At 61.4% G+C, this 24,829-nt stretch carries 24 protein-coding genes; 10 read left to right on the top strand and 14 right to left on the bottom strand.

From position 1 onward, the window contains the following. Positions 1-13: 13 nt before the first annotated feature. Together DDE77_RS08990 and petA are read right to left on the bottom strand one after the other, a co-directional pair. Entirely contained in the window at positions 14-1,261 is a 1,248-nt protein-coding gene (locus tag DDE77_RS08990) for a cytochrome b (RefSeq protein WP_108397246.1), read from the bottom strand. 14 nt (positions 1,262-1,275) lie between these two features. After that, complete coding sequence (petA, locus tag DDE77_RS08985; protein ID WP_245895144.1) at positions 1,276-1,800, bottom strand: ubiquinol-cytochrome c reductase iron-sulfur subunit; 525 nt, start codon at positions 1,798-1,800, stop codon at positions 1,276-1,278. A 235-nt stretch (positions 1,801-2,035) separates the two neighbouring features. On the opposite strand from petA, the gene DDE77_RS08980 reads away from it, so the two are divergent. Genes DDE77_RS08980 through DDE77_RS08965 form a run of 4 tightly spaced genes read left to right on the top strand, consistent with a single transcriptional unit; the run spans position 2,036 to position 4,837 of the window. After that, positions 2,036-2,506: a tRNA (cytidine(34)-2'-O)-methyltransferase gene (locus tag DDE77_RS08980; RefSeq protein WP_108397245.1), complete on the top strand. Its 471-nt coding sequence runs from the start codon at positions 2,036-2,038 to the stop codon at positions 2,504-2,506. 20 nt (positions 2,507-2,526) lie between these two features. After that, positions 2,527-3,399: an oxygen-dependent coproporphyrinogen oxidase gene (gene hemF / locus DDE77_RS08975; RefSeq protein ID WP_210204362.1), complete on the top strand. Its 873-nt coding sequence runs from the start codon at positions 2,527-2,529 to the stop codon at positions 3,397-3,399. 3 nt (positions 3,400-3,402) lie between these two features. Next, a complete protein-coding gene (locus DDE77_RS08970) occupies positions 3,403-4,581 on the top strand; it encodes an AAA family ATPase (RefSeq protein WP_108397115.1) in 1,179 nt (392 codons plus the stop codon). A gap of 58 nt (positions 4,582-4,639) precedes the next feature. Then, positions 4,640-4,837 (top strand): DUF1059 domain-containing protein, encoded by a 198-nt coding sequence (locus DDE77_RS08965; RefSeq protein ID WP_108397114.1) that lies wholly within the window; start codon positions 4,640-4,642, stop codon positions 4,835-4,837. Here DDE77_RS08965 and DDE77_RS08960 read toward each other — a convergent pair. The 3 genes from DDE77_RS08960 to DDE77_RS08950 all read right to left on the bottom strand — a co-directional run bounded on the left by DDE77_RS08960 (position 4,834) and on the right by DDE77_RS08950 (position 7,293). Beyond that, the gene (locus DDE77_RS08960) at positions 4,834-6,003 is read right to left on the bottom strand and encodes a CCA tRNA nucleotidyltransferase (RefSeq protein WP_108397113.1); all 1,170 of its coding nucleotides are present in this window, start codon (positions 6,001-6,003) and stop codon (positions 4,834-4,836) included. The genes DDE77_RS08965 and DDE77_RS08960 overlap by 4 nt on opposite strands. Then, positions 6,000-6,626: a CoA pyrophosphatase gene (locus DDE77_RS08955; RefSeq protein ID WP_210204361.1), complete on the bottom strand. Its 627-nt coding sequence runs from the start codon at positions 6,624-6,626 to the stop codon at positions 6,000-6,002. The genes DDE77_RS08960 and DDE77_RS08955 overlap by 4 nt, the downstream gene beginning before the upstream one ends. Before the next feature lie 121 nt (positions 6,627-6,747). Further along, positions 6,748-7,293 carry a GNAT family N-acetyltransferase gene (locus DDE77_RS08950; RefSeq protein ID WP_210204360.1) on the bottom strand — a complete coding sequence of 182 codons (546 nt, stop codon included), beginning with the start codon at positions 7,291-7,293 and terminating at the stop codon, positions 6,748-6,750. Positions 7,294-7,641: 348 nt separating this feature from the next. Between DDE77_RS08950 and DDE77_RS08945 the strand changes: the two genes are divergently transcribed. Continuing rightward, positions 7,642-8,601 (top strand): glutathione S-transferase family protein, encoded by a 960-nt coding sequence (locus tag DDE77_RS08945; protein ID WP_108397112.1) that lies wholly within the window; start codon positions 7,642-7,644, stop codon positions 8,599-8,601. Between the two features lie 119 nt (positions 8,602-8,720). Here the strand turns inward: DDE77_RS08945 and DDE77_RS08940 are convergent, their stop codons facing one another. After that, positions 8,721-9,197, bottom strand: coding sequence for an NUDIX domain-containing protein (locus DDE77_RS08940; protein ID WP_157959742.1), 477 nt, complete (start codon positions 9,195-9,197; stop codon positions 8,721-8,723). 110 nt (positions 9,198-9,307) lie between these two features. On the opposite strand from DDE77_RS08940, the gene DDE77_RS08935 reads away from it, so the two are divergent. Continuing rightward, complete coding sequence (locus DDE77_RS08935) at positions 9,308-10,198, top strand: metallophosphoesterase family protein (RefSeq protein ID WP_108397110.1); 891 nt, start codon at positions 9,308-9,310, stop codon at positions 10,196-10,198. A 102-nt stretch (positions 10,199-10,300) separates the two neighbouring features. Here DDE77_RS08935 and DDE77_RS08930 read toward each other — a convergent pair whose 3' ends face one another. Further along, complete coding sequence (locus DDE77_RS08930; RefSeq protein ID WP_108397242.1) at positions 10,301-10,723, bottom strand: YciI family protein; 423 nt, start codon at positions 10,721-10,723, stop codon at positions 10,301-10,303. Positions 10,724-10,865: 142 nt separating this feature from the next. On the opposite strand from DDE77_RS08930, the gene DDE77_RS08925 reads away from it, so the two are divergent. Both DDE77_RS08925 and murD read left to right on the top strand, forming a co-directional pair. After that, positions 10,866-12,194, top strand: a complete 1,329-nt coding sequence (locus tag DDE77_RS08925; protein WP_108397109.1) for a MurL-like N-terminal domain-containing — start codon at positions 10,866-10,868, stop codon at positions 12,192-12,194. After that, positions 12,184-13,485 (top strand): UDP-N-acetylmuramoyl-L-alanine--D-glutamate ligase, encoded by a 1,302-nt coding sequence (murD, locus tag DDE77_RS08920; RefSeq protein ID WP_108397108.1) that lies wholly within the window; start codon positions 12,184-12,186, stop codon positions 13,483-13,485. Before DDE77_RS08925 ends, murD begins: the two co-directional genes overlap by 11 nt. Here the strand turns inward: murD and DDE77_RS08915 are convergent. The 6 genes from DDE77_RS08915 to DDE77_RS08890 form a co-directional block, all read right to left on the bottom strand. After that, on the bottom strand, positions 13,482-15,095 hold the full coding sequence (locus DDE77_RS08915; RefSeq protein WP_157959741.1) for a hypothetical protein: 1,614 nt from the start codon (positions 15,093-15,095) through the stop codon (positions 13,482-13,484). The genes murD and DDE77_RS08915 overlap by 4 nt on opposite strands. 364 nt (positions 15,096-15,459) lie before the next feature. Next, positions 15,460-15,966 (bottom strand): MgtC/SapB family protein, encoded by a 507-nt coding sequence (locus DDE77_RS08910; protein WP_108397106.1) that lies wholly within the window; start codon positions 15,964-15,966, stop codon positions 15,460-15,462. Between the two features lie 67 nt (positions 15,967-16,033). Beyond that, positions 16,034-16,819, bottom strand: coding sequence for an SDR family NAD(P)-dependent oxidoreductase (locus tag DDE77_RS08905; protein WP_108397105.1), 786 nt, complete (start codon positions 16,817-16,819; stop codon positions 16,034-16,036). Then, the gene (locus DDE77_RS08900; protein WP_108397104.1) at positions 16,820-17,866 is read right to left on the bottom strand and encodes an NAD(P)-dependent alcohol dehydrogenase; all 1,047 of its coding nucleotides are present in this window, start codon (positions 17,864-17,866) and stop codon (positions 16,820-16,822) included. 115 nt (positions 17,867-17,981) lie between these two features. Further along, entirely contained in the window at positions 17,982-18,977 is a 996-nt protein-coding gene (locus tag DDE77_RS08895; RefSeq protein ID WP_108397103.1) for a DNA topoisomerase IB, read from the bottom strand. A gap of 6 nt (positions 18,978-18,983) precedes the next feature. Next, positions 18,984-19,142: a hypothetical protein gene (locus tag DDE77_RS08890; RefSeq protein WP_157959740.1), complete on the bottom strand. Its 159-nt coding sequence runs from the start codon at positions 19,140-19,142 to the stop codon at positions 18,984-18,986. A 114-nt stretch (positions 19,143-19,256) separates the two neighbouring features. Here DDE77_RS08890 and ade point away from each other — a divergent pair, with 114 nt between their 5' ends. Then, positions 19,257-20,966, top strand: a complete 1,710-nt coding sequence (ade, locus tag DDE77_RS08885; protein ID WP_108397101.1) for an adenine deaminase — start codon at positions 19,257-19,259, stop codon at positions 20,964-20,966. Between the two features lie 3 nt (positions 20,967-20,969). Continuing rightward, complete coding sequence (locus DDE77_RS08880; protein WP_108397100.1) at positions 20,970-22,592, top strand: CocE/NonD family hydrolase; 1,623 nt, start codon at positions 20,970-20,972, stop codon at positions 22,590-22,592. A gap of 49 nt (positions 22,593-22,641) precedes the next feature. Here the strand turns inward: DDE77_RS08880 and DDE77_RS08875 are convergent, their stop codons facing one another. Next, on the bottom strand, positions 22,642-24,822 hold the full coding sequence (locus tag DDE77_RS08875; protein WP_425430739.1) for a malate synthase G: 2,181 nt from the start codon (positions 24,820-24,822) through the stop codon (positions 22,642-22,644). Positions 24,823-24,829: the final 7 nt, after the last annotated feature.

Below are 24,829 nucleotides of genomic sequence, written 5' to 3'. Positions count from 1 at the left end.
ACTCTTTTCGTCCTCAAGCGTGGGCCTTGCCGAGGACGTTCTCGGAAATGCTGGTCGGAAGGGGCAAGGGCTTTTCGATCCGCGACAGCACCGGCAGCACCACAAAGAAGTGGATGAAGTAGTATGCCGTGCAGACCTTGGCGAGCACAACGTAGATGCCCTCGGCCGGCTGCGCGCCCAGATAAGTCAGGCCGATGAAGTTGATCAGGAACAAGAGGTAGAACCACTTGAACACAGGCCGGAACAGGCCCGAGCGCACCTTGGCAGTGTCGAGCCACGGCACAACCAGCAAGGCGATCATCGAGAGGGCCATGGCGATCACGCCGCCCAGCTGGGAGTTGATGAACAGCACGTTGAAGTCGATGGCGCGCAGGATCGTGTAGAATGGCAGCAGGTACCATTCGGGCACGATATGAGCCGGGGTGACCTGGGAATTGGCCTGGATGTAGTTGTCGGGGTGACCCAGGATATCGGGCGCAAAGAAGATGAACCACGCGAACGGGATCATGAACAGGACCATCGCGAAGAGGTCCTTCATGGTGTAGTAGGGGTGGAACGGCACCGTGTCACGGGTCGACTTCACGTCCACGCCGATCGGGTTGTTGTTGCCCGGCACATGGAGCGCCCAGATGTGGAGTGCGACAAGGGCTGCAATCACGAATGGCAGCAGGTAGTGGAGCGAGAAGAAGCGGTTCAGCGTCGGGTTGCCCACGGCGAAACCACCGCGCAGCAGCTGCAGCACGCTTTCACCAACCACCGGAATGGCCGAGAAGATGTTGGTGATAACGGTGGCGCCCCAGAAGCTCATCTGACCCCATGGCAGCACATAGCCCATGAAGGCGGTGGCCATGGTCAGGATGAAGATGATCACGCCGATGATGTAGAGGATTTCGCGCGGCGCCTTGTAGGAGCCGAAGAACAGATTGCGGAAGATGTGGACGTAAAGGGCCAGGAAGAACATCGAGGCGCCCACGGCGTGGGTGGCCTGGATGATGCGGCCGCCATTGACGTCGCGACGGATATGCTCGACCGAGTCGAAGGCCATCGCCACATTGGGCGTATAGTGCATGGCCAGGATAATGCCGGTGACGATCTGCACGGCAAGGCACATCACCAGGATTGCGCCAAAGGTCCACCAGTAATTGAGGTTCTTTGGCGTGGGGAAGTCCATCAGGTGCTCTTTGGCAAACCTGGCGACCGGAAGACGATCATCAAGCCACTTCTCAGCGGCAGTTCCGGGAACGTACGAGTGTTCTGACATCACAAAAGGCTCCACTAGCCGATCTGGACCAGCGTATCGCTGATGAATTCATAAGGGGGCACCACGAGATTGGTGGGCGCGGGCCCCTGCCGGATACGGCCGGAGGTGTCGTAGTGCGAACCATGGCATGGGCAGAACCAGCCATCGAAATCGCCCGACTGCCCAAGGGGCACGCAGCCCAGATGGGTGCAGTTGGCGACCATGATCAGCCATTGGGCGTGATCGGGCTTGGTGCGCTCTTCGTCAGTCTGCGGATCCTTGAGATCGGCAATCTGAACGGCGCGGGCCTCGTCGATCTCGGCCTGGGTGCGGTGGCGCACAAAGACCGGCAAGCCACGCCAGGTAATCGTCACGGACTGACCTTCAGGGATGGCCGAAAGATCGAACTCGATGCTCGCGAGCGCCAGCGTGGACGCATCGGGATTGAGCTGGTTGATCAGCGGCCAAACCACGGCGGCGGCGCCAACAGCGCCTACGGCCCCAGTCGCAACGAAGATAAAATCCCGCCGGTTCGTTGAATGTTGAGCTTGCTCGGCCAAGGTCGCGTATCCCCGTACAATCACTTTAGACGCGGCCGGCATCTGGCAAAGCTATTCACGCACAAGTCGGAATCAGCAGCCGTCCGCCATTATGCGGCCCGTCAGTCTGCGTCCTTTTTGCACTGTCACAGGAACTTGTCCAGCCATGGAGGCGGTGACATGGATCAACTGCGATACTATTACCCACCCCACCCTGCGGGAGGCTACGGCCCTCTGCCGCGAACTGGACCATTTGATGCCTGTTGCGCTTGCCCTCTACCAGCCCGACATCGCCAATAATACGGGCACGCTGATCCGCCTGGGTGCGTGCCTGGGCACGACAATACACATTATTCACCCGACCGGATTTCCGTTTTCACCCAAGACGCTAGCGCGTGCCGGGCTCGACTATCTCGACCATGCCGCAGTACAGGAGCATGACAGCTGGACGGCGTTCAACGATTGGCGCAGTGCAGCGGGACACCGGCTGGTGCTACTCACCACCAAGGCCGAGCAATCTGCCTACGCTGCGGCCTATCAAGACAATGACATCCTGATGGTGGGGCGCGAAAGCGCTGGCGTGCCCGACGCTGTGGCGGCAGCCTGCGATCTAGCCGCTCGCATTCCGATGCGTCCCAATTTGCGCTCGATCAATGTTGCGCTTGCAGCAACCCTTATCCTGGGCGAGGCAAAAAGGCAGACCGACGGGTTTACAGACCTCCAATGACAGTCCATTTCAATTCTCCCATGACACTCCCAACCGATATCGACGCCAAGAAAAGCACCGCCCAAAGCTGGTTCCGCCTGCTGCGCGACCGCATTGTGCAGGCCTTCGAGCAGATCGAGGCCGATGTCCAAGGCCCCAACGCGCATATGCCGGCGGGCAAATTCGAGATCAGCCCCTGGGACCGCGCCGCGGGCGGCGGCGGGGAGATGGGGATGCTGCACGGCCGCGTGTTCGAAAAGGCCGGCGTGCATATCTCGACCGTCCATGGTGAGTTCTCGGCCGATTTTGCCAAGCAGATGCCGGGCACCGAACAAGGCGCGCAATTCTGGAGCTCGGGCATTTCACTGATCGTGCATCCCTGGAACCCCCATGTTCCGGCCGTGCATATGAACACACGCATGATCGTAACGGGCCAGCAATGGTTTGGGGGCGGCGCTGATTTGACGCCGGTGCTGGACAGGCGCCGGACGCAGGACGATGCCGACAGCCGCCATTTCCACGCGGCCATGCAGGCCGCCTGCGCCGGTCGGCCCGGGGTGGACTATGAGCGCTACAAGGCGTGGTGCGACGAGTATTTCTTTTTGCCCCATCGCAACGAGCACCGCGGCATTGGCGGCATCTTTTACGACCACCACAATTCGGGCGATTGGGATGCCGACTTTGCCTTCACCCAGGCGGTGGGCGAGGCGTTCCTCGATATCTACCCTCAATTGGTGCGGCGTAATTTCGAGACAGCCTGGACCGAAGCGGACCGGCACGAGCAATTGGTGCGGCGCGGGCGCTATGTGGAGTTCAACCTGCTCTATGACCGTGGCACGACCTTTGGCTTGAAGACTGGCGGGAACGTCAATTCCATCCTGTCGTCCATGCCCCCGGAAGTGCGCTGGCCCTGACCCATGACGCTGGCTTCGATCGAGATCATTGGCTATCGATCGGTCCGCAAGATCCGCTTTCCAGTGCGGCAATTAAGCGTACTGGTGGGCGGAAACGGGGTCGGCAAGACCAATCTTTATCGTTCGCTGGAACTGCTGCAGGCCGCAGCGCGTGACACGCTGGCCGACGAGATCGCCCGAGAGGGCGGCCTTGGTTCGATCTTCTGGGCGGGTGGCAAGAACCTATCGCCCGATGGCGATTTCGACCCAATGTATCGCACTGATGGTTATCGCAAATGGGAAGGCAATGGCCTGCGCCTGGCTGCAAGCTTCAGCGATCTGGGCGATGGGGCGTTCGATCCCACCTACAAGCTCGATGTCGGCTTTGCACCCAATGAAGGCGCCGCCGCCTTCCCTGGGGAAGCGCAGATTCGGGGCGAGCGGCTGGAATGGCGCCAAAGGGGCAAGGCGGTGACGCTGATGGAGCGCGATCGGGGCATGGCCTGGTCGCGCGATGGGCAGGGCCGGCGCGAAGTGGCCCGGGAAGATCTGCTGGCCAGCGAAACGGCGCTCGCTTCGCTCTCCGGGCGCCCGGAAGTCGCCATGGTGCGCGACAGCTTGCTGGGCTGGCGGTTCTTTCACGGGTTTCGCACCGATGCCGACTCGGCGCTGCGCCGGCCGTCCCGCGCCGTAACGTCGCCGTCGCTTGCCGCTGATGGCAGCAATCTGGGCGCGGTGCTGGCAACGCTACGCCATATCAGGGGCGATACGGCCGACCTCGACCTGGCCATTGCCGATGCCTTTCCCGGCGCCCAGTTGGTGATACCGCCGGTCGGCGAATGGGCAGATTTTGGCATGCGCTACCGGGAAATGCCCAAAAGGGTGTTTGGCCCGCATGAACTGTCCGACGGTACGCTGCAGTTCTTGGCGCTGGCAGGCGCCCTTCTGTCCTACCGGTTGCCGCATTTCATCGCTCTCAACGAACCCGAGAATAGCCTTCATCCTTCGCTGCTCCCTATTCTGGCTCGACTGATCGTCAAGGCAGCGGAGCGCGCGCAGGTTTGGGTGGTAACCCATTCGCGCGAACTGGCCGATGCCATTGCGGAGGGAAGCGGCATCCTGCCGCGTGAAGTGGTTCGCAATGATGACGGGACCTGGATCGAGGGCCTCAGCCAGATCGGCGAATTCATGGATTCTGATTAAGGAACCCTTTCGGAAGGGCTGCGTTCACCTCTTTGGCTCACCAGCAAGGGAGATAAGGATGAAGCGTTTCGATTCCGGCACTTTGATCCCCGGCGCAACCTGGCATGCGGAAGCCGAGAGCGAGGCGGAAGTGGTTCGCCGCGCCGTTGAAAATCTGCGCAATCTGCATGGCGAGACCGAAGTGCGCCCCGAGATGATCGAGCGCATCAAGGAGCGCATTGTCGATGTCGACAGTGGGCAACCCACCCGCCACTAGGGTCGCGCGAGCGCTATTAGTTCAGCTTTATCGAGGCTGAAGCCACTCTCGATCCAGAGGCGCTCAAGACGCCTGAGTTCTGCTCCAAGAGCCGGTCCCGGCGCCATGCCGAGGCCGGCAAGGTCGTGTCCGGAAATGGGGAATGGCACAAGTTGCACCCGGCCCAGTTCGCGCGCCGTTTCGGCCAGCCGCTCGCGGTTCCAATTTTCCTGTGCGGCCGCGACGGCAAGGCCTTCCACGGCGAGTTCCCCATGGCGATAGGCCGCTTCTCCGATGGCGCCATTGCGCACCAGTTCGCTGGCCAGTTGCACCTTGCGCACCGCGGCCACCAGATCGTTGGACAGGTGCCAGCGCATGCGGGCAGCCTCAGTGTCGCCCACGAGCGCTAGCCGCGCGACGGCCGATTGCCCGCCGAAATCTTCGTAGGCCTGGAGCCAATCCAGGGCACCTTGCTCGAAAGGGAGGAGATTGATGGCCGCCATGGCCCCCAAAGTTTTTGCGACCTTCGGAAGCGCTAGCATTCGCAGAATTTCGGCGCCTATGCGCTCGGCCGAAAGATGATCCAGCGCACCCACGGCCCGTTCGCAGGCAGCAAGGCCTTGCCCGTCAAGCACTTGCTGCCCATGGCTCGCCGAAAAGCGGAAGAAGCGGTAGACGCGCAAACCGTCCTCGCGAATGCGCTGATCGGCATCGCCGATGAAGCGGATGCGGTGGGCAAGCGCGTCCTCTAGACCATCGAGGGGATCAAAGAGCGTGCCATCGGCGGCGCAGTAGAGAGCGTTCAGCGTGAAGTCGCGGCGCTGGGCGTCGTCGAGCCAGTCGGTGCCAAGAACCACCTTGGCGTGGCGGCCGTCGGTTTCGGTGTCCTGCCGCAAGGTGGTAACTTCGGCGAGCACATCGCCCAGGCGCAGCGTGACTGTGCCGTGATCGATGCCGGTGGGGTACCAGGCGATGCCGGCCGCTTGGGCGCGCGCGATCACTTCGTCGGGAACGAGTTCAGTGGCAAGATCGATGTCAGGCGTCTTGCGGGGAAGCCCCAAAAGGGTGTCACGCACAACCCCACCCACAGCGCGGGTCCGGCCGCGCGCGCCATCGAGCGCAGCAAAGATCGCTTGGGTTTCCGCTTGCTGCAACCAGGGAGCCTGGGCCAGATCGCCGGGGATCATGGAACAGGCTCGCTGAGGACGAGGTCGCGGAAGCGGCGGGTCAGATTGGCCGTGATGCCCCAGATGCGGTGGCCATCATGGTCGATCTGCCAGGTGCGGTGCTCGACGCCATTGCGCTGGATGCGGGCCTGTCCATAGGCGTTAGAGGCCAGAATGCGCTCCAGCGGCACTTCGAACACGGAATGAACTTCGCCCGGATTGGGCACAAAGGGCCCGCGCGGCGTGACATCGGCAACAACGGGCGTGATAAGGTAATTGGTGCCGGTGAAATAGGTGGGCATGAAGCCCATGATCCGGGCGTCACCGGCTTCCAGCCCCACCTCCTCATTGGCCTCGCGCAGCGCCGTTGCCCCCACATCATTGTCGCCGGCATCGACCTTGCCGCCAGGAAAGGCGACCTGGCCCGAATGGGAGCGAAGATCGGGCGAGCGCTCGGTGTAGAGCACGGTAAAGCCTTCGGGGCGGCGAATCAGCGCGATCAGCACGGCGGCAGGAACGGGCGGGCGGGCAAAGGGACGCTCGGGCGCCCAGTCCGGTACGAGACTATCGGCCGGCGGCAAGGGTGGCGGCGCGGGCAGAAGGCGTGCGCTGAGACGCTCGATGAAAATGTCGTCGGACGACAAGAGGGCACCGGAAGTGATTGTCGGAGCGGGGAGCTTAGTGCAGCGCAAGGGAGGTGACCACCCTTGCGGAAGAGGCCCCCACCTGCCTCCAGAAGGCAAGCTCAGGTGGGAGGCTCCGGCTTTACTTCCGCCCGAACGCCCGGATCGGGCCCGCAAGCGTTGCGGCGAGGGTCTTGTCCTCGGCGTAGAGCAGCACTCGGGTGGGATCGACAGGACCGGGGAACTGGATATTGCCTGGGGTGGTCGGCTCCCAGCCTAGGGGGCAATAATAATCGCGGTCGCCCACCAGCATCACGAACTCACCCTCGCCGCGCGCCAGGGTCCGCTGGGTGACTTCGCGGGCGAGGAGCTTGCCGGCGCCCAGCTTGCGGTAATTGGGATGGGTGGCGAGAGGGCCAAGCATATAGCCGTTGCGGCCGCCGATGCTGATCGGGGTCATCCAGACCGAGCCACAGGGCACGCCGTCCACCTCGGCCACAAGGCTGAGGCTCGGATCGATCGGGAACCGCTCGCGAATGCGGAAGGCCGTGCGGGCAAAGCGGCCCGGGCCAAAGGCGATGGCCTGAAGCTCTTCAATGAAGGCATCATCTTGCGCCGTAGCGGGGCGAACGGTGGGGACACGCAGGGACATGGGATCGGCGGCCGAAGAGGCAGGGACAGCGGTCATGATGGGGATCCGGCAAAAGGACGCATAAGACAAATTCGGCGCCTCAAGAGCACCGATCAGGGGACCACTCAGGGTCGTCGTGTTGTCAGCGAAACCTTTACCATCCTGGGCGCCTCCACGCCTGAAATCCGCATTAGCACCAAGGGGGCATCGCGTAAACAAAAAGTCATGGCGCTCGCCTCATATTTCAAGATGGACTTGGCCGCTGTGTCCCAAATGCACAACACTTCGTTGCCGCAGGGCAGCCTTATCGCCACTTGGCGGCCGGCTTATCTAGCAGGCAACCGAAGCAGGCAAGGATGATTATGCCCTGCAACGCGTCCAGAACATGACGGAAAGGCTGCGATCGTGGGACAATTGATCGACGGAAAATGGTCCACCCAATGGTACGACACCAAGTCAACGGGCGGAAAATTCGAGCGCAGCAAGGCTGGGTTCCGCAACTGGATCACCGCTGATGGGTCGGCAGGACCGAGCGGGGATGGCGGGTTCAAGGCGGAGGCGGGGCGCTACCACCTTTATGTGTCCCTTGCCTGCCCCTGGGCACACCGAACGCTGATCTTCCGCAAGCTCAAGAACCTGGAGGATCTGATCTCGGTATCGGTGGTGTCGCCGCGCATGCCCGATGAAACCGGCTGGAGCTTTGACAAGGCCACCGGCTCGACAGGTGATGCGCTGTTCGGCAAGCAAACCCTTTGGCAGGTCTATACGCAGGCGGTGCCGGACTATACCGGGCGCGTGACTGTGCCGGTGCTATGGGACAAGCAGACCGGCACGATCGTCTCCAACGAAAGCTCGGAAATTATCCGCATGTTCAACTCGGCATTCAACGAGGTGACGGGGAACACGGACGATTTCTACCCCGAGGCCGACCGCAAGAACATCGATCAGATCAACCAGCGGGTTTATGACGACATCAACAATGGCGTCTACAAGGCCGGTTTTGCCACGACGCAGGAGGCCTATGAGGAGGCTGTGCGCAAGCTGTTCGAGGCCCTGGACTGGGTCGAGGGGCTGCTAGGCGAAACTGCTTATCTGGCAGGTGACAGTGTCAGCGAAGCCGATTGGCGGCTGTTTACGACCCTGGTGCGGTTCGATGCGGTTTATGTCGGCCACTTCAAGTGCAACATCCGGCGTATCGCGGATTATCCCAACATCTCGCACTATCTGAAGGCCCTCTATGAGGTGCCCGGGATCAAGGAGACGGTGGACCTCGATCACATCAAGACGCACTACTACTGGAGCCACACGACCATCAATCCCACGCGGGTGATACCGGTGGGGCCGAATCTGGAGTTCGTGCGCTAGCATGTCCCCCCACCATGATCGCGGTGTCACCCCGGAATTGATCCGGGGTCCATCTCGAGATCCCAGGATGGATCCCGGGTCGAACCCCGGATGACATCGGGGTGAGGTGAGATCGGAGCCTAATACCCCCAGATGTCGCGCTTGGGCGCGCCGTCGAAATATTCGTCGATCCGCTGTGAGGTGGCGGGGGTCACTTTTTGCGGGAGGGCGGAGCGGTGGAACCAGCCGACTTCGGAGATTTCGCGGTCCGGCTTGCGCTCAAACACCTTTTCGCTCGCGGTGGCGACATAGAAAGCCACATGGTCACGGTTCGTGACGGGGCTTGAATTGTGGTACATGCCGAAAAGCTGGAGCGGGCCGGTTATGCGATAGCCGGTTTCCTCCAGAACTTCGCGTGCAGCAGCCTGCGGCAGGGTTTCGCCGGGATCGACGCCCCCGCCAGGAAACTGCCAGCCCGGCACATAGGTGTGGCGGATGAGGAGCACCTTGTCGCCATCGACCACCATGATGCGCGTGCCGATGGTCATGCGATGCCAAAAGCCCTTCACGGTGAGAAAAATTCTCGAAATCGTCTGCTGGGTGCGGTTCATCTGCATGGGGAATCCCTCTTTGCCGACATGGGTAGCAGGAACTTGATGGCGACAAAATTGCGGTTCGGGGCGTTTCATCGTTTTCTTGACGCTCCCCTTCTGGCATTACGCCCACAATGATCACCCTCGCCCATATCTCCGATATTCACCTTTCCCCTATGCCCGAGATCGCCCTGCGCGATCTCTTGGGCAAGCGCTTCACTGGTTATCTGAACTGGAAGATGCGGCGTAACGAGGAACTCAACAGCGAAACGCTGGCGAGCCTTGTGGCGCATCTGCAGGAGCAGAATGCCGATTTCACCGCGGTGACCGGCGATCTGGTCAATCTGGCTCTTGATGTGGAAATGGTGCGCGCCGGCAGATGGTTGGAGTCGCTGGGCGGTCCCGACAAGATCGCCGTATGCCCCGGCAATCACGACGCCTATGTGCCCGGCGCGCTGGAGGACGCCCACCGCGCCTGGGGCCGGTATATGCAGGGGGAAACCCTTGATGGCATGGCCTTCCCCTTTGTGCGACGGGTTGGGGAGCTGGCCGTCATCTCCTGTTCGAGCGCCGTGCCGACGCGGCCATTCCTAGCAACGGGCCGATTTGACGAACAGCAGGCCGAGCGGCTGGGGCGCATCTTGAAAGTTATGGGCGAGGCCGATTATTTCCGCGCCGTGATGATCCACCATCCGCCCAATCCCGAACTGCAGCATCCTTCCTTCGGGCTCAAGGGACACAAGCTGTTCCGCCAGGTTATCGCCGAGCATGGGGCTGAACTGATCCTCCATGGCCATACGCACCGCTCCTCGATCCACTCCATCCCCGGCAAGAACGAGGAAGTGCCCGTGGTGGGCGTCGCGGCGGCGAGTGCGGCCCAGGGCGGTACGCTCGACGATCCGGCGCGCTATAATCTTTTCCGGATCGAGCGGTCGTCCGATGGCTGGTCCTGCACCATGCGCGAATATGGCTACCAAAGGCTTGGGACCGAGATCGTGATGCGCATGCAGATGCGAATATCCTGAAGGCCTGGTAGCCAGCGATCATTTTGGGGTTGGGGCTGGCGCCCCCTCTTCTCGCCTCCCCCGTTGAGAGGAGGCGAATAGGGTGCCTGCCAACAACGCCGCCTACTGCTCTCCCAGCTTTTCGCTTACGCGGCCGTGGACGTCGGCGGCTTCGGCGGTCATGATTTCTTCGAAATCACTCATCTCGAAGACGGGACGGATTTCGATCTCACTGGGTCCAGGCATGGGGTTGGGACATTTCTTGACCCATTCAATGGCGTGGTCCATATCGCGCACCTCCCAGATCCAGTAGCCGGCCACCAATTCCTTGGTTTCGGTGAAGGGGCCATCGATGACCATGCGGCTGGCACCGTCGAAGGCCACGCGCTTTCCGTCGCGGGAAGGCTTTAGGCCGTCGCCGCCCTTCATGATGCCCGCATCCACCAGCGCTTCATTGTATTTGCCCATTTCGACGAGCAGTTCGGGCGGCGCCATCACGCCCGCTTCGCTGTCTGCCGTTGCCTTGACGAAAACCATTACACGCATGTTTGTCTCCTTTTCCCCTGGCCAAGAATGGACCATTGCCCTCCCGACGAACAAGGTGATCCGATTTCGACAAAGCGCTGCACCCTACTCCCGCCGCGCCGGCAAATCACCTATATGGTCTTGACCCGCAGAGTATTCGCCATTGACTGATCAGTTCCTTATCGAGCGCCCGAGTTTTGATCCCGCGAGCGGGATTGCCGAGTTTTCCTATGGACTGGAAGGGATGCGGTTTACCGAGCGGCTCGTGCTGCCGCCCGGCGCCGATGTAGCGGCGGCGCAAAGCTCGAGCTTTCTCAAGTTGCTGGACTTGACCGCCCTTGTCCTGGGCGTAAGCTATTTCAAGCTCAAGGCACCCTTCGAGATTGCGGCGCCCAATATTGCCCTCACCGAAGCTGAGCGCGCCTTTGTTATCGACGTTTATGAGAACGGGCTGGGCGAGTTTTATGCGCGCAACAATTTGCAGCGCTTCGGCAAGCTTGTGCTCCACACGCCCCATGATGTGCAGAAGCGCAGCGCACCTGCCCTGCCCGAACGCACGCTGCTGCCGATCGGCGGGGGCAAGGATTCGCTGGTGAGCGTGGATTTGCTGAGCCATGTCGGCGTCCAGTTCAGCCCTTTTGCGGTGAACCCCAAAGGTCCGATCATCTCGTCGGTCGACAAGATCGGCACAGCCCCTGTTTATGTGACGCGCAATCTTGATCCCGAAATGATCCGGCTGGGCAAGGAGCCAGGCTATTACAATGGCCATGTGCCATCGACCGCCATCAACTCCATGATCGCAGCGCTTTGTGCCTTGCTTTACGGCTTTAACCAGATCGTTCTGAGCAATGAGCGCTCGGCCAGCGAAGGCAATGTTGAGTTTGATGGGCGCGAGACGAACCACCAATATTCCAAGTCGCTGGGGTTCGAGCTGCTGATCGCTTCGATCCTGAGCGATGCCACGGGCGGGGTGCTTAAATATTTCTCGCTGCTGCGGCCCTATTCGGAAGCGCGCATCGCTTCGCTCTTCACGCATGAAACCAAGTTCGACCATGTGTTTTCGAGCTGCAATCGCAATTTCCGGCTGGCCGGGCATGAGGGTCCGCTCTGGTGTGGCGAATGCCCCAAATGCCATTTCGTGTTTTTGATCTTTGCGCCCTTCATGCCCAAGGATCGCTTGCTGGCAATTTTTGGCAAGAATCTGCTTGATGTTCCCGCCAATGAAGGCTCGTTCCGTGAACTAGCGGGCCTGGCGGGGCAAAAGCCCTGGGAGTGCGTGGGGGAAATTCTCGAAGCTGCGGCCTGCCTTTATACACTAACGCGCCATTCCGATTGGCATGAGGCCGCCGTGGTGCGGGCGGTGAAGGCTAACCTTTTCGAGCAATATGGCGAGCCAGCCCTGCAGATCGCCATGGCCGAGTGCCTGACCGATAGCCACGATCACAATATCCCGCCTGCGCTTGCCGCCAAGGTTGCTGCCTATGCGGTTTGAGGAACCGGTCCTGCTCTATGGAGCCGGGCGCGAAGCGCAATCGACACGCGCATTTCTCCAGGCGCGGCAGCCGGAGCTCCCCGTCTTCGTTACGGTAGATAGCGGCAATGCCGACATTGCCGGCACACAGGCGATTGCCCCCGAGGATCTTCCGCAAGCCATTCGGGAGCACCGCTTCGGGCTGATCATCAAGAGCCCCGGTGTTTCCCTGTATAAGCCGATCTTCGAGATCGCCGGGGCGGCCGGCATTCCGGTCACGTCCAACCTCAATCTTTGGGGCAGTTTCTATCGCGCCGGGCGCACGGTGATTGCCATCACCGGCACCAAGGGCAAGTCAACAACGGCCACATTGGTCCATCTGATGTTGACCCGCTCCGGCGTGGATGCGGGGCTTGCAGGCAATGTCGGGCTGGCGCCGCTCGAGATCGCCGACAAGCATGCAGTCGTGATCTTCGAGCTCTCCAGCTACCAAACTGCCGACATGTCGTTTTTGCCCGACATTGCCGCTGTCACCAATCTTTATCCTGAGCATGTGGATTGGCATGGCAGCGTCGAACGCTATTACAGCGACAAGCTCCATCTGATCGATCGCGAGGGCGGCTTCCCCGTTGCGCTGAGTGCGGGGGCCATGGGCAATGCCCTTGTGGCGCTGGCCGTGCGCGACCACAGGCGCCTCTTGCGCGCGCTGGATGGGAGTGAACTGGCAGCCGTGGATGCGGCAAGTGCCTCCTCGCGGCTCAAGGGCAGCCACAATCTCGACAATGCCCGGCTGGCGGCACAGATCGCCCTGGCTGCCGGTGGGACAATTGATGGGATTGTTCGGGGGATAGCGGCTTTTATGCCCCTGCCCCACCGTCTCGAAGAGCACCAGTTTGGCGGCACGGTCTTCGTCAACGACTCAATCTCAACCACGCCCGAGGCCACCAAGGCTGCCCTGGCCGCTTATCGCGGCTATCGCATCGCCCTGATCGCCGGGGGCCACGAACGCGAGCAGGACTACACCGAACTCGCGGGGCTTTTGGCTGGATATGGCGTGACCACGCTCGCCTGCCTGCCGGTGACCGGTGCGCGCCTGGCTAGCGCAACGCAGGCAATTGCACCCCACATCGATGTTCTGGCGCTGCCGGATCTGGAAAGCGCCATGCAGGCGCTCCATCAGCATAGACGCAAATTCGATGCGGTGATCCTTTCGCCGGGCGCCCCCTCTTATAACCAGTTCAAGAATTTCGAGGAGCGCGGGCGGCGCTTCACTGAACTAGCCCGAGCGATCTTTGGTGGAGATGTGGGCTAGAACGGCTTGTCGAGTGATGCCGGCGGCACACCGGCGGCAAGCAGTCCCTGGCGGATCGCCTCCAGCAGGGCTTCATTGGTGATCCTGAGCTGCAAGCGCGGCAGGATGCCAACGCGGCGGAAGCTTGGCAGGCTCAGAAGCGTCGGTAAGTGGCGATTGACGAGGGCGCTATTACCCGCCCCTTGTGCCGCAGCAATCATCAGCACAAGGCCAATTTCACGATCAACTGTAGCATAGCGCTCCGCCAGTTTCGTGGCCTGGTTGAAGTTCCTGTCCAACAGGGCCAGCGCCGCTGGAGCGCCATGGTACCAGGCGGGCGGCTCGGGTGCACCGGACAGGGCCTCCATGGCCAGCGGTCGCACTTCGGCATTCCAGCCGATGAAGAGCAGGAGTCGGGCCAGGGCTGCCATGGCGCTGGTGTTGGCCGGGTTGAGTTGGGTGGACGAGCCGTAGTCGGAAAGCGCCATGATGTGCTCGCCACGCAGCTCCTGCAGGCGGGCACGCTGTTCCCACACAAAGCTGCTGACCGGATTGAGCTGGATTGCCCGGTTGAGGTCGCTCAAGGCGCGGTCGATGATTTCCCTCCGCTCAGCCTCGGTGCTGGCAGGGGGAAGGTTTTCCGCCGCAAGGCTCGCGCTCATGGCCAGGGCGCCGGCCTGGGTGCGGTCAACATCGCGCAAACGCCCGAGGCATTGACTCACTCGCCCTGCGTTCGCGAGCGCTTCGCGGTAGAGCTCGAACAGGACGCGGCAGGCATAAATGCGCGGCGGTCCGGAAGGTTCGATCCCCGCCAGGGCGCGATTGCGGGCTGGAGCGTGCAAGAGCCCCCTCGGACTGCCCAGCAGCAGGCTCAGCGAGCGCGACAGCCGGTCAAGAATAGCCGATTGGGCGGCTTCTTCGGGGGTCGCGGTGATTGTATGATCCCACACCGTGCTGCCAGTCGCATTGTCGAGCAAGGAGGCGGTGTATAACACCACATCCCCATCGGTATGAACGGCGCCGTTAAGCACGAAATTGGTCTGCGGGTCGGGTTGGTCATCCCCGCCATAATGCACTTCAAGGTTCTCGAATTGCTCGAGATCCGTCACCAGTTCGATCGCGAGCCCCGAAACACGGGGCGTTCCCGTTTCGGCGCGCTTTGCAAATTCGAGAATGGTGATGCTGGGCCGAGCCATTGTCGCGCCCCCCGGCGGGTCGGCATCAAGCCACCGCCACAAGCCAAAGGCCGCGAGGGCAAGGACGAGCGCCAGGGCAGCGACAATTATCCACCAGCGCCTCTTGCGCACAGGGGGCGGGGCAATTGGTGGGACATCAGGCGCTGGCTGGTTGACGACGAACTCGGGAATATAGCGGCCGGTGGGCAGGCGGATTTGGACGGGCTCATCCTCGCCCTGGTTGTCGTAGTAGCTGTTGATGAGAGCGCGAAGGCGGCGGGCCTGGACACGCACGATGGGGTCCGATTGCGGGTCGAAGTCGGCGGGGCGGCCGAACACGTCGACGGCAATGGAATAGGCCTTTATCCCCTGACCCTCGCCATCCAGCGTCCGATGCACGATGTAGCTCAGGAATTTGGCAAGTTGGGGCGAGCGGACCATTTCGGGCCACGCCAACAGCCGCTCCAATGCGAGCAGTACAGCGTCTCTATGCGGCCCGGTGTCAGCCAGCATCCCCTCCGTGCCTGGCCGAAAAAGCGTTGGCTTTACATGTAAAAACGGACGTGAGTTACACCCATGTAACCTTGCTTAGCTGGTCACGACAATAACTATCCTTCATAGGGTGACTAAATCGCGCAGCTACACGACTGGCTGTGGAAAGCCGCCTCCGCTCGGCGGCACCTTATACCAGGCGCGGCAAATGTGCTTGGTGCGTGACGGCATGTAGTCCCTGCGTCCACAGGTTACATGCTGGGTCGGGAGGAGCGCTGCTGGTTACCCCCGGGTATTCCTGCATTCCCAAGCGCTCCTCCGGCCACTCTCAGAGGTCGTTGGATTCCTTGAGGCCGTGCTTGCGGACTACCTGATGCGCAAAGGCGCGCAGGACGGCAAGGACAAGCACCGCCAGGACCGCAACGCCAATTGCAATGATGTAGTATCCCAGCGCGGTTGCAACGCCCACGGCGCCCGCCAGCCACATGCCGGCGCCCGTGGTGATTCCCTGCACATTGCCGCGGTCTCTGAAAATCGCGCCGGCACCCAGAAATGCAATGCCTGCCGTAACGGCTTCCACGGCGCGCACCGGATCGGCCCGCACAGTGTCAGAAGAACCGCCGTCCAGCGTATGGTAGATTTCGAAGGCCAGGATCGTAAACAGCGAGGCTGCGATAGCGACAAGTATATGCGTGCGCAGCCCGGCCTGGGCCGTATTCACCTCGCGCTCAAACCCGATAATAGCGCCAAGCACGGCAGCGATAAGCAGGCGAATGGCGATGATGTGCTGGGGCAGATAGGTCTGTACATACCCAAACTCGTTGCCAACATCCATGGCCGTTATTCCTTGCTCATGACGCTGCCGTGATAACTGGAGGCGAGGTGGATTGTTCCAGCTTCGATCACACAGTCTTGAGCCAGCCACCATCCACAAAATAGGTGGAACCGGTCGAATAGCTGGCCTTGTTTGAGCACATGAAAACAAAGAAGTTCGCGACTTCTTCGGGCGTGGCGAAACGCTTCATGCCGCCGGCCTCGTCGGCAACGCCTTGCAAATGTGCTTCCCAGCCGACTTCGCCGGCGATCTGCTTGGCCGTCTTGATCCAGTCCGGGGTAAGGACAAGGCCGGGATTGACCGTGTTGACGCGAATATTGTCCCCCACCACCTCATTGGCGAGGGTCTTTGAAAACATCATCAACGCGGCTTTGGTGGTGTTGTAGATCGGCTCGTACCACAGGGGCTGCACGGCGCAGATGGAGGCATTGTGGAGGATCACGCCACCACCACGCGTTTTCATGGTCGGCAGGAGCCCTCGGGCGAGCCGCACCGCGGCCATGACATGGAGATCCCAATAATATTGCCAGCGCGCATCGTCGGCTTCGGCGATGGTCTCGTTGGAGCCGGTGCCAGCATTGTTGATCAGGATATCGCAGCCGCCAAAAGCCTTCTGCGTGCCGCTGACCACAACGTCACAACCCTCGGCAGTCGCCACATCGGCGGCAATGGCCGTTGTAATGACGCCGAACTTGTCCGCCACAGCTGCGGCCGCATCCTCCGCCCGTTCCTTGTTGCGGGCGACCAGAACTAGGTTTGTTCCTTCTGCTGCCAGCCCCTCGGCTATGGCAAGGCCAATACCGACGCTGCCCCCGGTGATAACAGCGACTTTGTCCCTCAGGTTCAGGTCCATCTACTTCGCAACCCGGATTTGCAGCTTCACGTCGCTCGGCCGCGCCTCGACGGCCCGGTCGAAGGCTTTAACAGAGTCCTCGAAGTCGAACGTTTCGGAAATCAGCGGCTTGAGGTCGACCTTGCCCGAAGCAATCAAGGCAATGGCGCGGTCATATTGATGGGCGTAGCGGAACACGTTTTCGATCCGCAATTCCTTGGTAGAAGCCGAGGCGATGTCCACAGGAACCGGATCAACTGGCAAGCCAACGGCCACGACTACCCCACCTGGACGTGGCAAGCTCATGATGGTCTTCCAAGCATGGGGCGAGCCCGAACATTCAAAGACCACATCGGCGCCCCAGCCTTCGGTAAGCGCAGCAACTTCGGCAACAACGTCCTTGTCGCGGATGTTGACCGTTGTGATGCCCTGGTACTTGGCAGCAATGTCGAGCTTGGGTTGGGCGAGATCGGCAACAATCACGCGGGCACAGCCACCGGCGAGCGCCGCCAGCGCAACCATGGTGCCGATCGGGCCGGCACCGAGCACAACAGCCGTGTCACCGGGGGTAATGCGGGCCTTGGTAGCAGCCTGCATGCCCACGGCAAACGGTTCCACCATGGCTCCTTCGGCAAAGCTCACATTGTCGGGCAATTTGAAGGTGTAGTTAGCGGGATGAACGACTTCCGAGGTCAAGACGCCATGGATGGGTGGGGTGGCCCAGAACGCCACGGCAGGATCGACATTGTACATGCCCAGGCGACTGGCACGGGAGTTTGGATCAGGGATACCCGGCTCCATGCAGACACGATCGCCCACCTTGAGGTGCGCAACGCCCTCCCCCACTTCCGTCACCGTGCCGGCAGCCTCGTGCCCGAGCACCATGGGCTCGTTGACCACGAAGGGCCCGATCTTGCCATGGGTGTAGTAATGGACATCCGAGCCGCAAACGCCCACCGTGTGAATGGCGATCTTGACCATGCCCGGCCCGACCTCGAGCGGCAGGTCGATGTCCCGCAATGCCATTTCATGCTGGCGTTCCAGAACCAGAGCGCGAACCTTGGTCATTCCTTGATCTTCCTTTTTGCCGCTTGCCGAATCTGCTTGTTTCTAGCGCATGAGCGTGCGGCCACGAAGCGTGAAAAGCGCTCCGAAGGCCACCAACCAGATTGTTTTCCCTGGTTTAGCTCAGGGCCGCCAGAACGGCGCCCAGGCGCTTCTCGCGCGTGGCCAGTCCTGCCCGGCCCCGGCCGGCGGCTTCCCAGACCTGCTTAAGCTTGCCATCGTCAAACAGCTTGAAAAGGCAGGGCGCGATATAAGATTTGCGGCAGATTGCTGGCGTGTTGCGCAAGGTTTCCGAAACCTCGCGAGCGACCTTGGCCATTTGCCGGCGGCGGGCAGAAGGCGAATTGCCTGCTTCCATCTGGGCGAGAGCCTCGCCGGCCATGGCACTGGCATGAAGCGTGCGAAAATCCTTGGCCGAGATATCGACGCCCGAGATGGTGCGCAGATATTCGTTGATTGCCGGCGTCTTGATCGGCCGGACCTTGCCCGCTTCATCACGGAAGACCAGGAGCCGCTTGCCCGGCAATTCCTTGATGCGCCGCACGGCATCGGCCAGCGCAGGATCTGCCAGATGGTATTCGGCGCGCTTGCCGCCCTTGGCGTCAAAGGCGATCCACAAATCATCCCCGCTCACGCGAACGTCGCGCGCGTAAAGCGTGCCGGCTCCGCGGGTGCCGCTGGCTTCAAGATATTTCTCGCGGCCCAGGCGCATGGCTGTTTTGTCGATCAGCCCCGCAGCGATGGCAAGGGCAAGCGTGCGCGAGCCCGCCTCGGCCTGCAGATCAATAGCGATCTGGCGCCGCAGCCTGGGCAAGGCACTGGTGAGGACGCCCAAGCGCTTCTGCTTCTTGCCGTCGCGGCGCAGCTCCCAATGAGGATGATAGATATATTGGTCGCGCCCGGCTTCGTCGATGCCGAGCACCTGGATATGCGCCCGCTCATGGGGAGCGATCCGCACATTCTGCCAGGCAGGCGGAATGCCCAGCGCCTTGATACGCTCGATCACCGCCTGGTCGCACACCAACGTGCCATCGGCATCCCGATAGCAGAACCCTTTGCCGCGCTTCTGCCTTATGATGGTAAGCTTGTCGCGGCTGACTTTGACTAATCTCATGGTGTGTTATGTGGGATTAGGCTGGCTCATTGTGTAGATCATGTAGACAATGGCAAACAGCACCACGATGCCGATCAGCCCAAACAGCAAGACGCGCAAATTCATCTTCCGTGGATTGGCCTGGCGTGCTTCGGTCGATGATTTCTGCGGATCGTAGGTTTCCATTACCTTCTCCATGGGATTGATCGGAGCAACGTCTGCGATGGCTGCGCGGTTCCGCCCCTTGACGTGCAAGCGCGCTGAGTTGAGGGTTCGGGCAAAACCACCAAGGACGCCACCATGACATCAGCCCACGCCCTCACCCGCATGATCATGGCCGGACAGGGCAAGGCGCCAGCGGATTTGGTGATCAAAAACATCCAATTGCTGGATGTGATCACGGGCGCAGTGACACGAAGCGACATCGCCATTGTTGGCGACCGGATCGTGGGGACGCATGCACATTATGAAGGTGCAACCGAGATCGACGGTTCTGGGCGCTTTGCGGTGCCCGGCTTCATCGACACCCATCTGCATATCGAATCTTCTCTGGTCACTCCGTTCGAATTCGACCGCTGCGTGCTGCCGCATGGCGTGACGACCGTGATCTGCGATCCGCACGAGATTGCCAATGTGCTGGGCGCCGAAGGCATCCGCTATTTCCTGCAATGCGCCGAGCAGACGGTTATGGATGTGCGGGTCAATCTCTCTTCCTGCGTGCCGGCGACGGCCTTTGAGACCTCAGGGGCAGCTCTCGAAATTGCGGACCTGGAGCCGTTCCGCTCTCATCCCAAGGTGATTGGCCTTGCCGAAGTGATGAACTTCCCCGGCGTGCTCAATGCCGATCCGGGGATAATCGCCAAGCTCGAAGCCTTCCAGGATGGGCATATTGATGGCCATGCGCCCTTGCTGCGCGGGCAGGCGCTGAATGGCTATCTCTCAGCGGCCATTCGCACCGACCATGAAGCGACCAGCGCTGATGAGGCACGGGAGAAACTGGCCAAGGGCATGGCCATCCTGATCCGGGAAGGCTCAGTCTCCAAGGACCTCAAGGCGCTGGCTGAAGTGCTGGACGAAAATACCTCGTCCTTTGTTGCGCTCTGCACCGATGATCGCAATCCACTCGACATTGCCGAGGAAGGCCATCTCGACAGCTCCATTCGCCGGCTGATCGCCATGGGGCGGCCGCTGCACCATGTGTATCGTGCGGCAAGCCATTCGGCAGCGCGCATCTTTGATCTGCGGGACCGAGGATTGCTGGCGCCGGGATGGCGGGCGGATATTGCCCTGCTCGACAGCCTCGAGGATTGCCGCGTGTCCGATGTGGTGACGGGTGGTCGGCTGGTCACACCCAAATTGTTTGCCGCGCGCAAACCAGTGCCGCCGGTGGGCCTGCATTCGGTGAAGGCAAGAACGGTGAAGGCGGAAGACTTCATCGTGCCCGGGCGGCCCGATCGCAATGAAACTCCGGTGATCGGCGTCAAGCCTGGCTTGATCCTGACCTTTCGCGAGAGTGCGGCCTTCTCAGTTGGGGAGAATGGCATTCAGCCCGATCTGCAAGCCGATGTGCTCAAGGTTGCGGTGGTGGAGCGGCATGGGCGCAATGGCAATATCGGGCTGGGTTTTGTGCGGGGCTTCAGGCTCAAGAAAGGGGCCATCGCGTCCTCGGTTGGTCATGACAGTCACAACATCACGGTGATCGGCGCAACAGACGCGGACATGGCCTTGGCAGTGAACCGGCTGATCGCGCTCGGTGGCGGCTTTGCCGTGGCGGAGGGCGGGCAGATCACGGCCGAGCTGGCGCTGCCCTTGGCCGGGCTCATGAGCCTTGAGCCGTTTGAAACCGTGTCGCACCGATTGCATGTGCTGCGAGACGCCGCCTATGCGCTGGGCTGCGTCCTACCCGAGCCGTTCCTGCAGGTCGCGTTTTTGGCGCTTCCGGTGATCCCCCATCTCAAGATGACGGACAGGGGACTGTTTGACGTGGACCAATTTGATTTTGTGGATTAGCCCATGAGCCTTCGATCAATGATGCTGAGCTGGGTGGACAAGCTGCCGCCTCGGCTCAACAGGGTGAGGGCGCACCGCAATATCCCCCTCACCATGACCGATGGCGTGGTGCTGATGACGGACCATTTCGCGCCCCGATCGGAGGGGCCGCATCCCACCATCCTTATGCGACTGCCCTATGGGCGTTCCGGCTTCCGAGGCATTGCCGAAGCCTATGCCGAGCGTGGCTTCAACGTCGTGCTGCAGGCGTGCCGTGGGACGGAAAAATCAGGCGGCGAGTTCGACCCGCTGGTGAATGAACGGGCGGATGGGCTGGAGACAATGGAGTGGATCAAGGAGCAAAGCTGGTTTGATGGCCGGCTGGGCCTGTCGGGCCCCTCATATTTGGGCTATGCGCAATGGGCGATTTCGGACGCGCCCGAGATCGGCGCGATGGCCACCAAGGTGACGACGGCGGACTTCCGCTCCGTGGTGTTTCCCGCCGGCGCCTTTCACCTGGGGCTGTGGCTCTCCTGGCTGCAGGTGATAGAGGGCCTGCGCAATCATCCGCTCAAAACCGCCACGACGATGTTCTCGGGCGGGATCGAGCGCACGACGGCAAAGGCGGCCATGGTCCTGCCCCTGCTCCATGCCGATGTCGCGGCGTCAGGTCGGCAGGTGCCGTTCTGGCGGCTTTGGTTCGAGGAATCGATTGGCAATAACGAGTTCTGGGACGCGATCGATCACCGGGAACTGCTGACCGAACGGACTCCGCCAGTGCATTTCATGTCCGGCTGGTATGATTTCATGCTGGACGAATTGCTGGCCGATTACCAGCGGCTCGTGAGCCTGGGGCACACGCCCTATCTCACGGTTGGCACCTGGACCCATATTGCCGATGAATTGCAGCGTGACAATCTGCGCGAAACCCTGATCTGGATGCGGGCCAAGCTGATGGGGGACCCGTCAGGGCTGCGGGAGAAGCCGGTGCGGATCCATATTTCGGGGCTGGAGGAGTGGCGCGAGTTCAACGCTTATCCGCCCGGGCCGCCGCGGCTGGAGCGCTGGACCATCGGGGCGGAGCGGCAGCTTGTGCGGGGCGATGGGACAGATGATGGTGCCGATCGCTATCGCTATGACCCCGCGGACCCGACGCCCAATCTCGGGGGGGCTATTTTTGCTTTTACCGGTGCCGGGCCGGTGGACAATGCCGCGCGGGAAAACCGGGCGGATGTGCTGAGCTATACGTCAGAACCACTGGGCGCGGACCTGCTGATCATCGGGCAAGTGCAGGTGAGCGTTCGCGCACGAGCAAGCGTGCCGCATGTGGATTTTTTCCTCCGGCTCTGCGATGTGGACGAGGCTGGCATGTCCACCAACATCAATGACGGCCTGTTCCGGGTGACGCCGGAAACGCCAAGGGAGGCGGATGGCAGCTGGGTGCTGCACTTCAACCTCCATGCCGCCGCGCATTGCTTCCGTGCCGGGCATCGCCTGCGGCTGCAGGTCTCGTCAGGGGCGCACCCTCGCTATGCACGGAATTTGGGGACGGATGAGCCGGTGGGAGAGGCAACGACCCTCGTCGCCAATGATGTCGAGATATTCTGGCGCGGAACCGGGATGAACCTGCCGGTTTACGAGGTTTAGCATCCCCGGACCGTCACCCTCGGGGCAAGCCCGAGGGTAATAATCGGCGCTATTGCTTTTGTGCGTTCCGCGCCTTGACCTTGCGGCGGGCGGCGTGAAGCAGCGGTTCGGTGTAGCCGCTGGGCTGATCGGCGCCGTGAAGCGCCAGATCGAGTGCCGCCTGGAAAGCGACGGACTGCAGATTTTCACCCATGGGCCGGTAGAGCGGATCGCCGGCATTTTGCTGGTCCACGACGCCCGCCATGCGTTCGAAAGTGGCGGTGACCTCATCGCGCGAGACCAAGCCATGGCGCAGCCAATTGGCAATCGCCTGGGCCGAGATGCGGCAGGTGGCACGATCTTCCATCAGGCCCACATTGTTGATGTCGGGCACCTTGGAGCAGCCTACGCCCTGCTGCACCCAGCGCACCACATAGCCGAGGATGCCCTGCGCATTGTTTTCGAGTTCGCGGGTGATCTCCTCGCGGCTGAGCGAGAATGGCACCTGAACCGGCATGGAAAAAAGATCAGCAAGCGGCGGAACGGCCTGATTGTGGCGGCGGCGCTGAGCCTCGAAAACGTCGATCTGGTGATAATGCAAGGCATGCAGCGTAGCGGCGGTTGGCGACGGTACCCATGCCGTGTTGGCGCCAGCAGAAGGATGGCCGGACTTGGCCGCCATCATTGCCGCCATATCGTCGGGCCGCGCCCACATGCCCTTGCCGATCTGTGCCCGGCCAGAAAAGCCGCAAGCCAAGCCAATCAGCACGTTACGATCCTCATAGGAGGCGATCCAGCGCTCGTTCTTGATCTCGTCCTTGCGCAGCACGGCGCCAGCTTCCATGGAGGTGTGGATCTCGTCGCCCGTGCGGTCAAGGAAACCGGTATTGATGAAGAAGACACGGTGACGTGCTTCATAGATGGCTGCCTTGAGGTTGGCCGAGGTACGGCGTTCCTCGTCCATGATGCCGATTTTTACCGTGTTGGGCGCGAGCCCCAGCATCTGCTCGACCGAGGCGAAGACCGTACAGGCAAAGGCAACTTCCTCTGGCCCGTGCATCTTGGGCTTGACGATATAGATGGCGCCGGTGGTGCTGTTGACCTTGTCCTGCATGGCGCAAAGCACGGTGACGGCAGCGTCCATCAAACCTTCCCCGATCGGCTTGCCATCATGCAGCACGGCATCGGTGGTCATCAGGTGACCCACATTGCGCACAAGCAGGAGCGAGCGGCCCTTGAGCACCAGCGGGGCGCCGTGATCGTCCTTGTACTGGCGGTCGGGATTGAGCTTGCGGGTAACGGTCTTGCCGCCCTTTTCGAACCTGTCCTCCAGCGTGCCGTTCATCAGGCCCAGCCAGTTGCGGTAAACGCCGACCTTGTCCTCGGCATCGACAGCCGCGACGGAATCCTCGCAATCCTGGATCGTGGTGAGGGCCGCTTCGACAATGACATCGCTCAGCCCCGCCCTATGCGCCGAACCGATCGGGCTGGCCGGGTTGATGACGAGAATGATGTGCAATCCATTGTGGCGCAGTACGAGTTCGCCGGACTGCTCGGTGCCGGCATAGCCAACAAAAGCCGAAGAATCTTGGAGGGTGGTGCGGCCATTGGAGGTGTCGACGACGAAGCGGCGGATGTCGCCGTCCTTTTCCACGTGGTAGCCGGTGACATCACGATGGCTGCCTGATTGCAGCGGCAGGGTTTCATCAAGAAAAGCGGCGGCGCGTTCAACTACAGCCTGGGCCCGCTGGGTATTGACGCCCGCGCCGGGCGCTAGATCGCCTTCGCGGCTGATGACATCGGTGCCGTAGAGCGCATCATAAAGGCTGCCCCAGCGGGCATTGGCAGCGTTGAGTGCATAGCGGGCATTGCTGACCGGCACCACCAATTGCGGACCGCACAGCGTGGTGATCTCGGGATCGAGCCCGGTTGTCTCGATGGTGAAATTTTCGGGCTCGGGCAGGACATAGCCGATGTCGCGCAGGAAAAATTCATAGCCCTGCGGATTGTTGGCGACAGGGCCATATTTGTGGTGCCATTCATCGATCTGGCTCTGCAGCTCATCCCGCCGCTGCAGCAGGCGCGCATTGGTTGGGGCGTGTTCGGCAACAAGGCGCGCGAAACCGGACCAGAACTGATCAGGCGTGACGGGGAGCCCGGCAAGGGCTTCTTTCTCGACGAAATCGACCAGCAGGGGGTGAACCGACAGGCCGGACTTCGTGAGGTACTCGCTCATTCTTGCTTCCTTTATGTGCAGG

It is taken from the genome of Devosia submarina (genome assembly GCF_003056345.1).
In the GTDB taxonomy this organism is placed as follows: Bacteria; Pseudomonadota; Alphaproteobacteria; order Rhizobiales; family Devosiaceae; genus Devosia; species Devosia submarina.
Note: the sequence above shows the minus strand (reverse complement) of the source record. Positions and strands in the feature narration are given on the sequence as shown.

What these genes read in the sequence shown, in the direction of transcription:
- DDE77_RS08880 (WP_108397100.1), top strand. Translation starts at nt 20,970, where the DNA reads ATGAGCCTTCGATCAATGATGCTGAGCTGGGTGGACAAGCTGCCGCCT.
- DDE77_RS08890 (WP_157959740.1), bottom strand. Translation starts at nt 19,142, where the DNA reads ATGGAAACCTACGATCCGCAGAAATCATCGACCGAAGCACGCCAGGCC.
- DDE77_RS08895 (WP_108397103.1), bottom strand. Translation starts at nt 18,977, where the DNA reads ATGAGATTAGTCAAAGTCAGCCGCGACAAGCTTACCATCATAAGGCAG.
- DDE77_RS08940 (WP_157959742.1), bottom strand. Translation starts at nt 9,197, where the DNA reads ATGCAGATGAACCGCACCCAGCAGACGATTTCGAGAATTTTTCTCACC.
- DDE77_RS08970 (WP_108397115.1), top strand. Translation starts at nt 3,403, where the DNA reads ATGACGCTGGCTTCGATCGAGATCATTGGCTATCGATCGGTCCGCAAG.
- DDE77_RS08910 (WP_108397106.1), bottom strand. Translation starts at nt 15,966, where the DNA reads ATGGATGTTGGCAACGAGTTTGGGTATGTACAGACCTATCTGCCCCAG.
- DDE77_RS08935 (WP_108397110.1), top strand. Translation starts at nt 9,308, where the DNA reads ATGATCACCCTCGCCCATATCTCCGATATTCACCTTTCCCCTATGCCC.
- DDE77_RS08905 (WP_108397105.1), bottom strand. Translation starts at nt 16,819, where the DNA reads ATGGACCTGAACCTGAGGGACAAAGTCGCTGTTATCACCGGGGGCAGC.
- DDE77_RS08930 (WP_108397242.1), bottom strand. Translation starts at nt 10,723, where the DNA reads ATGCGTGTAATGGTTTTCGTCAAGGCAACGGCAGACAGCGAAGCGGGC.
- DDE77_RS08990 (WP_108397246.1), bottom strand. Translation starts at nt 1,261, where the DNA reads ATGTCAGAACACTCGTACGTTCCCGGAACTGCCGCTGAGAAGTGGCTT.
- DDE77_RS08980 (WP_108397245.1), top strand. Translation starts at nt 2,036, where the DNA reads ATGCCTGTTGCGCTTGCCCTCTACCAGCCCGACATCGCCAATAATACG.
- DDE77_RS08965 (WP_108397114.1), top strand. Translation starts at nt 4,640, where the DNA reads ATGAAGCGTTTCGATTCCGGCACTTTGATCCCCGGCGCAACCTGGCAT.
- hemF (WP_210204362.1), top strand. Translation starts at nt 2,527, where the DNA reads ATGACACTCCCAACCGATATCGACGCCAAGAAAAGCACCGCCCAAAGC.
- ade (WP_108397101.1), top strand. Translation starts at nt 19,257, where the DNA reads ATGACATCAGCCCACGCCCTCACCCGCATGATCATGGCCGGACAGGGC.
- murD (WP_108397108.1), top strand. Translation starts at nt 12,184, where the DNA reads ATGCGGTTTGAGGAACCGGTCCTGCTCTATGGAGCCGGGCGCGAAGCG.
- DDE77_RS08900 (WP_108397104.1), bottom strand. Translation starts at nt 17,866, where the DNA reads ATGACCAAGGTTCGCGCTCTGGTTCTGGAACGCCAGCATGAAATGGCA.
- DDE77_RS08950 (WP_210204360.1), bottom strand. Translation starts at nt 7,293, where the DNA reads ATGACCGCTGTCCCTGCCTCTTCGGCCGCCGATCCCATGTCCCTGCGT.
- DDE77_RS08960 (WP_108397113.1), bottom strand. Translation starts at nt 6,003, where the DNA reads ATGATCCCCGGCGATCTGGCCCAGGCTCCCTGGTTGCAGCAAGCGGAA.